The sequence below is a fragment of the Marinobacter qingdaonensis genome (assembly GCF_034555935.1).
In the GTDB taxonomy this organism is placed as follows: Bacteria; Pseudomonadota; Gammaproteobacteria; order Pseudomonadales; family Oleiphilaceae; genus Marinobacter; species Marinobacter qingdaonensis.
Window position 1 is genome coordinate 281,823 of the sequence record NZ_JAYDCJ010000001.1, and the last position, 14,180, is coordinate 296,002.

Below are 14,180 nucleotides of genomic sequence, written 5' to 3' on the forward strand. Positions count from 1 at the left end.
TAGTATGCAATCACTTCGGCGCCATACGCAGGGCGCAGTCGAGTCGAATCACTTCGCCGTTCAGAATCGGGTTGCGGACCATCTGGTCCACCATCATGCCGAACTCCTCCGGCTTACCCAGGCGTTTCGGGAACGGCAGGGTGGCCGCCAGGCTCTCCTGCACTTCTTCCGGCATACCGGCCATCATCGGGGTCATGAACAGGCCGGGGGCGATGGTGTTCACGCGGATGCCTTCGCGCGCCAGCTCACGGGCCGACTGCAGGGTCAGGGACACCACGCCACCCTTGGAGGCGCTGTAGGCGGCCTGGCCGATCTGGCCTTCGTACGCAGCCACGGAGGCGGTGTTGATGATCACACCGCGCTCGCCGTCGGCGTTGGGCTCACGGGTCGCCATGTCGGCGGCCGCCAGCCGCAGAATGTTGAAGGTGCCAATGAGGTTGACCTGAATCACCTTGCTGAAGTTCTCCAGCGGCATTACACCCTCGCGTCCGAGGATCTTTGCTGCCGGGGCAATGCCCGCACAGTTCACGGCCACGCCACAGGGGCCATGGGCGTCGCGGGCAGCCTTGAGGGCCGCTTCGGCGCTGTCCGGCGAGGTGACGTCGCAATGCAGGAACAGGCCACCAATGTCGGCCGCAACCTTTTCGCCCTGCTCTTTCTGTACGTCCAGAATGGCCACCTTGCAGCCCGCAGCCGCGAGTGCCCGGGCTGCGCCCTCACCAAGTCCGGATGCCCCACCTGTTACAATGGCTGCCACATTCTTGAATTCCATCATCTGCTCCTTTCTGAATTCTCTTTTTGTCGAAAAGCTCACCGCAAAATACTTTACGTTTACGTAAACTTTATCTAACCTAAGTCGAAAAAGGAAATCGCTATGGTCAAAAAAGAAACTTACAGCATCAGCGAGCTCGCCAAAGAGTTCGACGTGACGACCCGGAGCATCCGGTTCTATGAGGATCAGGAGCTGCTCCGACCCACGCGCCGTGGGCAAACCCGAATTTTCAGCTCCAAGGATCGCGTCCGGCTGAAACTGATTCTGCGTGGTAAGCGGATGGGCTTTTCCCTGTCCGAAACCAAGGAACTTTTCGACCTGTGGGACGAAACCCTCAGCGGTAACGAAAAACAGCTGCTGCTCATGCTGGACACCCTAAGCCGTAAACGCGCCCAGTTGGAACAGCAGAAGAACGACATCGCCCAGGCGGAAATGGAAATGGACACCGCCGAAGCGCGGTGCCGGGAAGCACTGGCTGATCTGCAGAAGAAAAAGAAAGAACAAGAGCACTCAGCAAACGACGAACAGACAACGGCCGCTCAGCAGTAACCGCCGCGAAGACCAAAACCCATCGCGTGTGCGTACTGCCGGGGGCATGAATCCAAGAATTTCCTAGAGAACAAAACGATAGGTAACCGCAATGAAATCACAGTACTCAGAGCTCAATTTCGGCCTTGGTGAAACCCTCGACATGCTGCGCGAGCAGATCAACGGCTTTGCCGCTGCGGAAATCGCACCACGCGCCGAAGAAATCGACCGCAACAACGAGTTCCCCATGGACCTCTGGCGCAAGATGGGCGACATGGGCCTGCTGGGCATCACTGTTTCTGAGGAATACGGTGGTTCCGACATGGGTTACCTGGCGCACGTGATCGCCATGGAAGAAATCAGCCGGGCCTCCGCCTCCGTCGGCCTGTCCTACGGCGCCCACTCCAACCTGTGCGTGAACCAGATCCACCGCAACGGCACCGAAGAGCAGAAGCAGAAGTACCTGCCCAAGCTGGTGAGCGGCGAGCACGTCGGCGCCCTGGCCATGTCCGAGCCCAACGCCGGCTCCGACGTCATCTCCATGAAACTGACCGCTCGGGACGAAGGCGACCACTTCGTGCTGAACGGCAACAAGATGTGGATCACCAACGGCCCCGACGCCAGCACCTACGTGATCTACGCCAAGACCGACACCCAGGCCGGCTCCCGCGGCGTGACCGCCTTTATTGTCGAGCGCGACTACCCGGGCTTCAGCCGTCACCAGAAGCTGGACAAGCTGGGCATGCGCGGCTCCAACACCTGTGAGCTGGTGTTCGAAGACTGCAAGGTCCCCCGGGAAAACATCCTGGGCGGCGAAGGCAACGGCGCCAAGGTCCTGATGAGCGGCCTCGACTACGAGCGTCTGGTCCTGTCCGGCGGCCCGCTGGGCATCATGCAGGCGGCCCTGGACGTGGCCGTGCCCTACATCCGCGAGCGCAAGCAGTTCGGCCAGGCCATCGGTGAATTCGAACTGGTACAGGGCAAGATCGCCGACATGTACACCTACATGAACACCGCCAAGTCCTACGTCTACATGGTGGCCATGTCCGCCGACCGCGGTGAGACCACCCGCAAGGACGCCGCCGGCGCCATCCTCTACTCCGCAGAGATGGCCACCAAACTGGCCCTGGACGCCATCCAGCTGCTGGGCGGTAACGGTTACATCAACGAATACCCGACAGGCCGACTGCTGCGCGACGCCAAACTGTACGAAATCGGCGCCGGCACCTCAGAAATCCGCCGGATGCTGATCGGCCGAGAGCTGTTCCTGAACAAGTAACTCGCACCAGGACGCCAGCACCTAATGTTCGACAAGGAGTTGGTGGCAGTGCGGGCCGGGAATGTCGAAGGCCACGGATGGCCTTCGTCAAGCGCACAAGGATGTGCTCGTAGCGGTTCCCGGGCCGCACTGCCACCAACTCCGACGCCCCCGAATGCACGGATGAAAACGCTATGACCATACTCCAGAGCAAAATAAATCCAAGATCTGACGAGTTTCAGGCCAACCAGGAAGCCATGGCGCAAGCCGTCGCCGACCTGCGGGACAAAGTCTCCACCATTCAGCAAGGCGGCGGCCCCTCCTACCAGGAACGCCACGTCGCCCGTGGCAAACTGCTGCCCCGGGAGCGCATCAACCGCCTGCTGGACGACGGCTCCCCGTTTCTCGAAATCGGCCAGTTTGCCGCCTACAACGTCTACGGTGAGGAAGTCCCGGCCGCAGGCGTGATCGCCGGCGTGGGCCGGGTGTCCGGTACCGAGTGCATGATCATTGCCAACGATGCCACGGTGAAAGGCGGCAGTTACTACCCACTGTCCGTAAAGAAACACCTGCGGGCCCAGGAGATTGCCCTGGAGAATCGCCTACCCTGCATCTACCTGGTGGACTCCGGCGGCGCCAACCTGCCCCGCCAGGACGAAGTCTTCCCGGATCGCGACCACTTCGGCCGCATCTTCTATAACCAGGCGCGCATGTCCGCCGACGATATCCCTCAGATTGCCGTGGTCATGGGCCTGTGTACCGCTGGTGGCGCCTACGTCCCGGCCATGGCGGACGAGTCCATCATCGTGCGCAACCAGGGCACCATCTTCCTGGCCGGCCCGCCACTGGTAAAAGCCGCCACCGGTGAAGTGGTCAGTGCCGAAGACCTGGGCGGTGCCGACGTGCACTGTAAAGTCTCCGGTGTCGCCGACCATTACGCCGAGAACGACGCCCACGCCCTGGAAATCGCCCGGCGCAGCATCTCCAACCTGAACCGCCGCAAGCCGGCCGAGGTGGAGATCCGCAAGCCCAAGGCACCGCTGTACGACGCCGAGGAGATCTACGGCATTGTCGGCACCGACCTGCGCAAGCAGTTCGACGTCCGTGACGTGATCGCCCGCATCGTCGACGGCTCCGAATTTGACGAATTCAAACGCTACTACGGCCAGACCCTGGTCACCGGCTTTGCCCACATCCACGGCTACCCGGTGGGCATCATCGCCAACAACGGCATCCTGTTCAGCGAGGCGGCCCAGAAAGGCGCGCACTTCATCGAGTTGTGCTGCCAGCGCAACATCCCGCTGCTGTTCCTGCAGAACATCACCGGCTTCATGGTCGGCCAGAAATACGAGGCCGAAGGCATCGCCAAGCACGGCGCCAAGATGGTCATGGCCGTGGCCTGCGCCAACGTGCCCAAGATCACCGTGCTGATCGGCGGCTCTTTTGGCGCCGGCAACTACGGCATGTGTGGCCGCGCCTACAGCCCGGACTTCCTGTGGATGTGGCCGAACGCCCGCATCTCGGTCATGGGCGGCGAACAGGCCGCCGGCGTACTCGCCCAGGTCAAGCGCGAAGGCATGGAGCGCAAGGGCCAGGACTGGAGCGCCGAGGAAGAAGCCGAGTTCAAGCAACCGGTCATCGACAAGTACGAGGAGCAGGGCCACCCCTACTACGCCAGCGCCCGCCTGTGGGACGACGGCGTGATTGACCCGGCCCAGACCCGGGAAGTGGTCGCCCTGAGCTTGTCCGCTACCCTGAACCGACCCGCGAAGCCGACACGCTTTGGCGTGTTCCGCATGTAATCGGGAGACCCGTCATGACAGAACAAGAAACTGCGGTACTGATCAAACGCCGCGCCGAAGGTGTCACCGACGTGGTGCTGAACCGCCCGGACAAACGCAACGCCTTTGACGACGTCATCATCCAGCAGCTGATCAACGCCCTGACCGAGGTCAACGACGACCCGGCCACCAAGGTGGTGGTGCTGCGCTCCGAGGGCAAGCACTTCTCCGCCGGCGCGGACCTGGGCTGGATGCGGCGCATGGCCGACAACACCCGTCAGGAAAACCTGGACGACTCCCGGGAACTGGCGCGGCTGATGAACGTGCTCAATCACCTGGCCAAGCCGGTGATCGGCCTGGTCCAGGGTGCCGCCTACGGCGGCGCGGTGGGTCTGGCCGCCTGCTGTGACATCGTCATCGCCACCGAGAAATCCAGCTTCTGCCTGAGTGAGGTCAAGCTGGGCCTGATTCCGGCGGTGATCAGCCCCTACGTGGTGCGCGCCATCGGTGAGCGCCAGGCCCGCCGCTACTTCATTTCCGCCGAGGTGTTCACCGCCCGGCAGGCGGAGCACTACGGCCTGGTGCACATGGTCTGTGACGACGTCGAGGCCATGGAAGCCCGTTGCGACGAGCTGATCCAGCAACTCGCCCTGAACGGTCCCGAGGCCATGACCGCCGCCAAGGACCTGGTGTTTGCCGTCAGCCACAAGCCGATTAACGACGCCGTGATTGACGACACCGCCCATCGCATTGCCGATATCCGTGTCGGAGAAGAAGGCCAGGAAGGCTTGAGCGCCTTCCTGAACAAGCGTCGCGCCAACTGGATTCCGGAGAGCAACTGATATGTTCAGCAAAATTCTGATCGCCAACCGGGGCGAAATCGCCTGCCGGATCATACAGACGGCCCACGACATGGGTATCCGCTGCGTCGCGGTCTATTCCGACGCCGACGCCAACGCCCGCCACGTGGCCATGGCCGACGAGGCCTTCCACATCGGTCCGGCGCCCAGCTCGGAGAGCTACCTGCGCTCGGACAAGATCATCGAAATCGCCAAGGAAAGCGGCGCCCAGGCCATTCACCCGGGTTACGGCTTCCTGTCGGAGAACACCGAATTCGCCGAGGCCTGTGAGGCCAATGACCTGGTGTTCATCGGCCCGCCCTCTTCCGCCATCGCCGCCATGGGCTCCAAGTCCGCCGCCAAGGCGATCATGGAGAAAGCCGGGGTGCCGCTGGTACCGGGCTACCACGGCGACGACCAGTCGGTGGCAACCCTGCGCGCCGAGGCCGAGAAGTGCGGCTTCCCGCTGCTGCTGAAAGCCGTCGCCGGTGGTGGCGGTAAAGGCATGCGGGTGGTCGAGCGCATCGAGGACTTCGAGGATGCCCTGGCCGCCGCCCAGCGTGAGTCCAAGAACGCTTTCGGCAACCCGGACATGCTGATCGAGCGCTACCTGACCCAACCGCGCCACGTCGAGATTCAGGTGTTCTGCGACCAGAGCGGCAACGGCGTCTATCTGGCCGAGCGTGACTGCTCCGTGCAGCGCCGCCACCAGAAGGTGCTGGAAGAAGCGCCGGCACCGGGTCTCAGCGAGGATACCCGCAAGGCCATGGGTGAAGCCGCCGTGCGCGCCGCCCAGGCCATCAATTACGTCGGCGCCGGTACCGTCGAGTTTCTATACGACGTGGACGGTTCCTTCTTCTTCATGGAGATGAACACCCGGCTGCAGGTGGAGCACCCGGTCACCGAAATGGTCACCGGCCAGGATCTGGTCGAGTGGCAGCTGAAGATCGCCTGGGGCGAGCCACTGCCGCTGGCCCAGGACGACGTGAAGACCCGTGGCCACGCCCTGGAGGCGCGGATCTACGCCGAGGATCCGGACCACGATTTCCTGCCGGCCACCGGCCACCTGCGGTACCTGCGTACCCCGGACGAGAACGCCCACGTACGCGTGGACACCGGGGTCACCGAAGGCGACGACATCAGCATCCATTACGACCCGATGATTGCCAAGCTGATCGTCTGGGACGAGACCCGGGACCAGGCCATCAACCGCATGGTGCAGGCCCTGGAGAACTACCGCATCGCCGGGGTAAAGACCAACATCCGCTTCCTGCACGCGCTGGCCGACGCCCAGCCGTTCCGGGAGCAGGACCTGACCACCGGCTTCATCGAGACCCATCGGGAGCTGCTGTTCCCGAAATCCAAACTCGATACCCACAAGGCCCTGGTGCTGGCCGCCGGCTTCGTGCTGGAAGCGCGCAAGTCCAGCGAGCCTGCGTCCACCGACCCCTGGTCACCGTTTGGCCGCCGCAACAGCTGGCGCCTGAACTCGGAATTCGCCCAGCCCCTGAAGCTGCAGGTGGGTGACGACATCCACGACATGAAGATCCTGGAACGGGACGACCGCTACCAGGTCTACGTGGGTGACAGCGTCTACAACCTGACCGCGCGCCTGGACGAGGACTACCTGCAGGCGGTGGTCAACGGCCACCGGATCAGCGTGCACGGCAACCTGCACAACGACCAGCTGGTGCTGTTCTACGAGGGCGACACCTTCCAGTGCACCGTCTACCGTGAAACCTATGGCCTGGAAGACATGGCCGGGGAAGGCAGCCTGGAAGCGCCCATGAACGGCGCCATCGTGGCGGTCCAGGCCAAGGTGGGCGACAAGGTCAGCGCCGGCCAGACGCTGGTCATCATGGAAGCCATGAAGATGGAGCACGCCATCAAGGCCCCGGCCGACGGCGTGGTCAGCGAAATTTTCTTCGCCGAGGGCGACCAGGTGGCCGAGGGCGCCGAGCTGATCGCCATCGACGTGAGCGACGAAGGAGCAGAGTGATGGCCTTCCCGAAACAGGTTCGCCTGGTGGAGATGAGCCCCCGGGACGGGTTGCAGAACGAACCTGGCCCGGTCATCGCCACCCGCATCAAGACCGGACTGATCGACCGGCTGGCCGGCTGTGGCCTGACCCACATTGAGTCCGCTAGCTTCGTTTCGCCCAAATGGGTGCCGCAGATGGGCGATGCCGCCAAGGTCATGGCCGGCATCACCCGCAAACCGGGGGTGCGCTACTCGGTGCTGACCCCCAACCTGCGGGGATTCGAAAATGCCCTGGAAGCGGGCGTCGACGAGGTGGCGGTGTTTGCCGCCGCCTCCGAGTCGTTCAGCCAGAAGAACATCAACTGTTCCATCGCCGAGAGCCTGGAGCGCTTCCACCCGGTGATGGAAGCCGCCAACCAGCACGGCATTCCGGTCCGTGGCTACGTCTCCACGGTGCTGGGTTGCCCGTACGAGGGCAGCATTCAGCCGGCCCAAGTGGCCAAGGTCGCCAAGGACCTGGCCGACATGGGCTGCTACGAGATCTCCCTGGGTGACACCATCGGCGTCGGCACACCGCTGAAGGCCAAGCGCATGCTCGAAGCGGTGGCCAAGGACGTGCCCGTCGACAAACTCGCCGCCCACTTCCACGACACCTATGGCCAGGCCCTGGCCAATCTGTACGCGGTGCTGGAGGAAGGCGTGGCGGTCATCGACGCCTCGGTCGCCGGTCTCGGCGGCTGCCCCTACGCCAAGGGCGCCTCCGGCAACGTCGCCACCGAGGACGTGCTATATCTGCTTCAAGGACTCGGCATTGAGACCGGCGTGGATCTGGACAAACTGGCCGCGGTGGGCGACTGGATCAGTGGCCAGCTTCGTCGTCACAACGGCTCCAAGGTAGGCCAGGCACTTGGCGGCAAGTGCTGACACAACAAAGGATCTGACATGAACCCGAACAAGAACGTAGTGGCCCTGGACCTTCCCATTCCGGAAATCTCGGATATGCCGGAGGACACCCAGAAGTACTTCCAGATCTGCCAGGAAAAACTGGGCATGATCCCCAACGTGCTCACCGCCTACAGCCAGAACCTGAAACAGCTGGAAGGCTTCACCCGACTGTACAACGAGCTGATGCTGGGCGAAGGCGAGCTGAGCAAGCTCGAGCGGGAGATGATCGCCGTGGTGGTCTCGTCCGAGAACAAATGCTTCTACTGCCTGGTGGCCCATGGCGCCGCCGTGCGCGTGCTCAGCGGCGACCCGCTGCTGGGAGAGCACCTGGTGATGAACTACCGCAGCGCCCAGCTGGACCAGCGCCAGCGCGCCATGCTGGATTATGCCTCGCTGCTGACCCGTTCACCGGCCACGGTGACCGAGGCGCATACCCAGACCCTGCGGGAGGCCGGCTTCAGCGACCGGGCCATCTGGGACATCGCCAACCTGATCGGTTTCTACAACATGTCCAACCGCGTGGCCATTGCCAGCGATATGCAACCGAACACCGAATACCACAGCCAGAGTCGCTAGCAGGCCAACCGCCCTGCTCGCCCTCACTACAAAAACAACGGAGGCAGAGACAATGAGCAAGACTCTTCCCAGTTACACCAGCGGCACCTCTGACACCCCGCTGCTGGGCATGACCATCGGCGAGATGCTCGACCGCACCGCCGAGAAGTATCCGGACACCGAAGCCCTGGTGTGCCTGCACCAGGACATCCGCTGGACCTACAAAGAGTTTGTCGAGAAGGTTAACGAGGCCGCTCGCGCGTTCATGAGCATTGGCGTCAAGCGCGGCGACCGGGTGGGCATCTGGTCCCCGAACCGCTACGAGTGGACCGTTACCCAGTTCGCCACCGCCAAGGTCGGCGCCATCCTGGTCAACATCAACCCGGCCTACGGCATGCACGAACTGGAATACGCCATGAACCTGGCGGGCATCAGCGTGCTGGTCACCGCCGACAGCTTCAAGGCGTCCGACTACCGGAAGATCCTGTACGATCTGGCTCCTGAGCTGAAGGCCAGCCAACCCGGTCAGCTCAAGGCGCGTCGGGTGCAGGACCTGCGCGCGGTGGTCAACCTGGACACCGAGAAGCACGACGGCATGTGGACCTGGGCCGAGTTCGTGGCAAAGGCCGCCGACACCAGCCAGGCCGACCTCGACAAGGTCCAGGACCAGCTGCAGTTCGACGACCCGATCAACATCCAGTTCACCTCCGGCACCACGGGCAACCCCAAGGGCGCCACCCTGACCCACCACAACATCCTGAACAACGGCTATTTTGTGGCGGAAAGTCAGCGCTTCACCGAGAAGGACCGCCTGGTGATCCCGGTGCCGCTGTACCACTGTTTCGGCATGGTCATGGGCAACCTGGGCTGCATCACCCACGGCTCCACCATGATCTACGCGGACGAAGGCTTTGAGCCCAAGTCGGTCCTGAAAGCAGTGCACCAGGAAAAGGCCACGGCATTGTACGGCGTGCCCACCATGTTCATCGCCGAGCTGGCCGATCCGGAGTTTGAAACCTACGACCTCTCCACCCTGCGCACCGGCATCATGGCCGGCTCCATCTGCCCGGCCGAGGTCATGAAAAAGGTCAACGGCAAGATGCATATGAAAGAAGTGCAGATCGCCTACGGCATGACCGAGACCAGCCCGGTCTCGACCCAGACCAGCTCCCTGGACCCGTTCGAGAAGCAGGTCACCACCGTGGGCCGCACCCAGCCCCACCTGGAGACCAAGATCGTCGATGCCGGCACCGGCAATGTGGTGCCCCGCGGCGAGATCGGTGAGCTCTGCACCCGCGGCTACAGCGTCATGCTGAAGTACTGGAACAACGAGGAAAAAACCCGGGAAGCCATCGACGACGCCGGCTGGATGCACACCGGCGACCTGGCCACCATGGACGAAGACGGCTACATCCAGATTGTCGGCCGCATCAAGGACATGGTGATTCGCGGGGGCGAGAACATCTACCCGAAGGAGATCGAGGAATTCCTGTACACCCACCCGGCCATTGAGGAAGTCCAGGTCACCGGCATTCCCGACGAGAAGTACGGCGAAGAGCTGATCGCCTGGGTGAAGCTGCGCCCTGAGGCCGATCCGGTCGATGCCGACGATCTGATTGCCTTCTGCAAGGGCCAGATCGCCCACTTCAAGATCCCGAGGAACTACAAGTTCGTGGACGAGTTCCCCATGACCGTCACCGGCAAGATCCAGAAGTTCAAGATGCGGGAGATTTCCATCGAGGAGATGGGCCTGAAGAAATAAGCTCGGGCCAACCCTCGTGTAATCCATCAAACCCCGGCCAATGGTCGGGGTTTGTTGTTTGCAGTCTCCACGCATCGGCCCGCGAACAGTACGGGGCGCTTTTCCAGAGTCTGATTGATTGACTATTTTATTAGTGAACAGATCCTCAAACAGCAGTCACGAAGGATTCAAACCAGTAGTGCCAGCTTGATGTCTACCTAAGCGCCGCAAGGAACAGCCTGGGCAATGCCCAATGGGCTCCGACAGGACAGGAGGTCTTGTGAAAACGCTGCTACGGGCATCCGGGAAAGGCTTGTTGATCTTCTGTCTCGGTCTGACCGGGGCCGGGGTTGCCAGTGGAGACTCGTTGTCCCTGGCTGGCTCTTATTCACCGTCCAAGGTTGTGGGAGGGCGGCTGTCTTATCGCCCTGACCCGTTGCCGGTCGTGTTGCCGGCCTGGCTCGGCAGCCCTGCCCTGTTTCTCGAATTCTCGTTAAACACCTGGGTAGAGTCCAGGCGCGATGACGAGGCGGTCACATCCCTAGCCGCGTCGCCTGTGCTGCAGTGGCCCCTCTCTGGAGAAGAGGCCTCCCTCTTCCTGGAAGCCGGAATTGGTCTGGCGCTGATTGATTTTATCCAGATAGGCGGGCGTGACCTGTCTTCCCATGTCCAGTTCGAAGACCGGATTGGTGTGAGTTGGGTCTACAGCGACAACCAGAAGTCGAGCATTAATCTCAATATTTTCCATTACTCCAATGCCGGTATTAAGCAACCGAACCAGGGCCTGAATTTACTGGTTCTCGGCTGGAGTCGTCGGCTATGAGCCAAACATAGAATCCATTGGCTCAGGCAGCATCCGGAAATTCCACCCGGCGGCCTGATTGCCTTCCGCCAGGGTCAGATCCCTCACTTCAGGATCCCGACGAGCCACAAGTTCGTGGGCGTGTTCACCATGAACGGCGCCGCCATACTGGGCTATCCTGATAGGTACTGGCTCGCATGGGCGTCACACGATGGTTCTCAGCACCTGCCATGATCAAGCTGCTCTTCACGATAACGCTGCTACTGTTCGGCACTGCCCTCCAGGCCGAAACCACTGAGGACCGCTCCTCCCTGCACTTCTGCAACAGCCATTGGCCGCCCTTCAGTTACGGCGACAAGGCCGGTCAGCCCACCGGCGGCTACGCCATCGAGTTCATGCAGGAAATTTCCAAACGCATCGACCGCTCCGTGCGCCTGAGCATCCTGCCCTGGCTCCGGTGCCTGAGGCTGGCCGAGATCGGGCAGGTGGACGGCATCATGCTGCTGACCGCGAACGAGGAGCGCCGGCGCTTCCTGCACCTGACCGACGCCCTGCTGGAAGACGCCAACCTGCTCTGGTACCTGAGTGACAGCCAGCATATTGCCGAGCGAACCTCGTTCGAGGAACTCAAGGGCCTCAGGATCGGTATCGTCGAGGGCTTCAACTACGGCGAGGAATTCATTGCTGCCAGGAACGAACTCGAACTGGACGTGGAGCCCGCGCCCTCGGTCTACAGCAACTTCCTGAAGTTACAGCGCGGCTGGATTGATGTTTTCCTGGTTAACCGGGTGGTGGCGGATTTTACCCTGCTGAAGCGCCCGGACTTGAGAGCTCTTTTCGTAGCTCGCCGCGGGCCCTTCGAGCCGGTGGGCTTCCGGGTCGGACTGTCGAAGGCGGGCCGGGCCGCCGACCTGCTCGACCAGTTCAACTCGGCCATCGCCGACATGACCCGGGAAGAGGTCGTAGCCGGCATACTCAGGTATCCGCCCCTGGTCCTGCAGATCGAAGCGTCTGACTAGCCCCCAAGCATGAGCGATCGTCACAGCGACCATCCCATCTGTTGAGCTATCCTCGCCCTTATCCCTGCCGGTTGCGGCCCCGGACAAAGCCCAGCCAGCCCTGGAAGGCGACCGCTCGCAGGTGGCGGGCGCGGCGGTTGTAATGGCGATAGTCGATGGCACCGGTTTCGGTTCGAACAATTTCAGTAGCCTGGCGTGCGTGGCACATGGGAACAATCCTCAGATGGTGAATCCTGGGTAAAGGTTAGGCCTGCACCTATCTCACTGACAAAGGACTTATATTGAGGTCACAGATGAGCTATCCTCATCCGTATGCGCACCCGCCTGTCCCTCCAGAACCTGAACACCTTTGCCGTGGCCGCCGAAACCCTGAGTTTCCAGCGTGCGGCCCAGGCCCTGCACGTCAGCCCGTCGGCCGTGAGCCACCAGATTCGCAGCCTGGAGTCGCAGCTCGAGTACCCCCTGTTTGAGCGGGGCGACAAGAGCATTCGCCTCACCCCACGGGGCAATGAGCTCTACCTGGATATTCGCGGCGCGTTCAAGCAGATCCATGAGGCCAGCCGCAAAGCCTTGCGCGGGCCAGAAGACAGCGCCCTGGCCCTGTCGGTGGCGCCGGTGTTCGCCACCCGCTGGCTGCTGCCGCGCCTGCGGAATTTTCGCCAGCAACATCCCGACATCACCCTGTCGGTGATCGCCAGTTCGGCCATGGCCGACTTCCAGCACGACCCGTTCGACGCCGCCATCCGCATGGGTGACGGTGCCTGGCCGGATAACGTCTCCACCCGGCTGTTCGACCGGCGCATTGTCGCGGCCTGCCGTCCGGAGTTGATCAAACGCCACGGCGGCCCATTCCCGCTGGACCAGCTGATCCGGCAACCCCTGATCCACAACTCGCTCATGCCCAGCCTGTGGGATGAATGGCTCAACTCCGCCGGCTTCGCACCCCCGGACACCCTGCCGGGCATCCAGGTCCAGGGCATTTCCCAGGTCATGGAGGTCATCGGCGGGGACGACGCCATCGGCCTGGTGGATTTGAGCTTCATCCAACAGGACCTGGACGCCGGACGCCTATCGCTGGGTAACGATCACGTACTCTCGGATGGTCAGGGCTTTTTCCTGACCTATCCCCAGTCCATGCAGGACCGAAACTCCCTCCGTCTGTTCGAGCAGTGGCTGCTGACCCAAATTGCCCAGCGATAAGCCGCTGACCACAGCTTGATCAGCCACAGCTTTTCCAATGCTTTTCGGGCTGAGTTGACAGTTTTCGTTTAACTGCTATGTTACTGTCGTAAACATTGTTAACACTGTTAACTTAGCACCGGAAAGCAGCGAGAATTCATGGCCCAAACCGCTTCCTACCATCACGGCGACCTGCGACAGCAAGCCCATCAACTGGCGCTGGACACGCTTCGTAACCAGGGCGATACCGCCATCAGCCTGCGCGCCCTGGCCAAGGAGCTTGGGGTCAGTGCCCCTGCCCTGTACCGACACTTTGCCGACCGGGAAAGCCTGTTGGCGGCGTTGGCGGTCACCGGCTTTGAGGAGCTTCGGGATCGGCTGCTCGCGGTGAACCAGCAGGTGCCCCGCCGGGCGCTGATCGACATTGGCCTGGTCTACGTGGCCTTCGCCCAGGACGAACCCAATCTGTACCGGCTGATGTTTGGCGGCCGGGTGCTGCCCAAGGACGCGCACCCTCGGCTGGATCAAGCCGGCCACGGCGCCTTTCACGTGCTGCAGGACACCATCGACCGGGCCCAGCAAGCCGGTTATCTCAAGCCCATGCCCCTGGCGATCATGACCGCGGCCGCCTGGTCGCTGGTCCATGGCCTGGCGCAACTGACCATCGATGGCCACCTGCCGGCGGCCAACGCGGAACCCATGCTGGCCGAGGGTGTCCTTAGCCTGCTGCTGGACGGTTCCCGCTCTGACCTGACCTGAAACGACAAACAAGCCCCGAGGA

14 protein-coding genes are annotated in these 14,180 nt (G+C 62.3%); 12 read left to right on the plus strand and 2 right to left on the minus strand.

Annotated features, from left to right (window positions below; translation table 11 throughout):
- Nucleotides 1-10: 10 nt before the first annotated feature.
- The gene (locus tag U5822_RS01240) at nt 11-772 is read right to left on the minus strand and encodes a 3-hydroxyacyl-CoA dehydrogenase (RefSeq protein ID WP_322853797.1); all 762 of its coding nucleotides are present in this window, start codon (nt 770-772) and stop codon (nt 11-13) included.
- Between the two features lie 102 nt (nt 773-874).
- Here U5822_RS01240 and U5822_RS01245 point away from each other — a divergent pair, with 102 nt between their 5' ends.
- The 10 genes from U5822_RS01245 to U5822_RS01290 all read left to right on the plus strand — a co-directional run bounded on the left by U5822_RS01245 (nt 875) and on the right by U5822_RS01290 (nt 12,220).
- The gene (locus U5822_RS01245; RefSeq protein WP_322853798.1) at nt 875-1,321 is read left to right on the plus strand and encodes a MerR family transcriptional regulator; all 447 of its coding nucleotides are present in this window, start codon (nt 875-877) and stop codon (nt 1,319-1,321) included.
- A gap of 91 nt (nt 1,322-1,412) precedes the next feature.
- Nucleotides 1,413-2,579 carry an isovaleryl-CoA dehydrogenase gene (locus U5822_RS01250; RefSeq protein ID WP_322853799.1) on the plus strand — a complete coding sequence of 389 codons (1,167 nt, stop codon included), beginning with the start codon at nt 1,413-1,415 and terminating at the stop codon, nt 2,577-2,579.
- A 173-nt stretch (nt 2,580-2,752) separates the two neighbouring features.
- Nucleotides 2,753-4,360, plus strand: coding sequence for a carboxyl transferase domain-containing protein (locus U5822_RS01255; RefSeq protein WP_322853800.1), 1,608 nt, complete (start codon nt 2,753-2,755; stop codon nt 4,358-4,360).
- 14 nt (nt 4,361-4,374) lie between these two features.
- Nucleotides 4,375-5,181 carry an enoyl-CoA hydratase-related protein gene (locus U5822_RS01260; RefSeq protein ID WP_322853801.1) on the plus strand — a complete coding sequence of 269 codons (807 nt, stop codon included), beginning with the start codon at nt 4,375-4,377 and terminating at the stop codon, nt 5,179-5,181.
- A 1-nt stretch (nt 5,182) separates the two neighbouring features.
- Nucleotides 5,183-7,177, plus strand: coding sequence for an acetyl/propionyl/methylcrotonyl-CoA carboxylase subunit alpha (locus tag U5822_RS01265; RefSeq protein ID WP_322853802.1), 1,995 nt, complete (start codon nt 5,183-5,185; stop codon nt 7,175-7,177).
- Nucleotides 7,177-8,082, plus strand: a complete 906-nt coding sequence (locus U5822_RS01270) for a hydroxymethylglutaryl-CoA lyase (protein WP_322853803.1) — start codon at nt 7,177-7,179, stop codon at nt 8,080-8,082. The genes U5822_RS01265 and U5822_RS01270 overlap by 1 nt, the downstream gene beginning before the upstream one ends.
- An 18-nt stretch (nt 8,083-8,100) precedes the next feature.
- Nucleotides 8,101-8,679, plus strand: a complete 579-nt coding sequence (locus U5822_RS01275; protein ID WP_322853804.1) for a peroxidase-related enzyme — start codon at nt 8,101-8,103, stop codon at nt 8,677-8,679.
- 52 nt (nt 8,680-8,731) lie between these two features.
- The gene (locus U5822_RS01280; protein WP_322853805.1) at nt 8,732-10,420 is read left to right on the plus strand and encodes an AMP-binding protein; all 1,689 of its coding nucleotides are present in this window, start codon (nt 8,732-8,734) and stop codon (nt 10,418-10,420) included.
- Nucleotides 10,421-10,679: 259 nt separating this feature from the next.
- Nucleotides 10,680-11,222, plus strand: coding sequence for an acyloxyacyl hydrolase (locus U5822_RS01285; RefSeq protein ID WP_322853806.1), 543 nt, complete (start codon nt 10,680-10,682; stop codon nt 11,220-11,222).
- A gap of 209 nt (nt 11,223-11,431) precedes the next feature.
- Entirely contained in the window at nt 11,432-12,220 is a 789-nt protein-coding gene (locus U5822_RS01290) for a substrate-binding periplasmic protein (protein ID WP_322853807.1), read from the plus strand.
- Between the two features lie 58 nt (nt 12,221-12,278).
- Here the strand turns inward: U5822_RS01290 and U5822_RS01295 are convergent, their stop codons facing one another.
- Nucleotides 12,279-12,428: a hypothetical protein gene (locus tag U5822_RS01295; RefSeq protein ID WP_322853808.1), complete on the minus strand. Its 150-nt coding sequence runs from the start codon at nt 12,426-12,428 to the stop codon at nt 12,279-12,281.
- 104 nt (nt 12,429-12,532) lie between these two features.
- On the opposite strand from U5822_RS01295, the gene U5822_RS01300 reads away from it, so the two are divergent.
- Nucleotides 12,533-13,420, plus strand: coding sequence for a LysR substrate-binding domain-containing protein (locus tag U5822_RS01300; RefSeq protein WP_322853809.1), 888 nt, complete (start codon nt 12,533-12,535; stop codon nt 13,418-13,420).
- Between the two features lie 138 nt (nt 13,421-13,558).
- Nucleotides 13,559-14,158, plus strand: a complete 600-nt coding sequence (locus U5822_RS01305; protein WP_322853810.1) for a TetR/AcrR family transcriptional regulator — start codon at nt 13,559-13,561, stop codon at nt 14,156-14,158.
- The last annotated feature ends 22 nt before the right edge of the window (nt 14,159-14,180 follow it).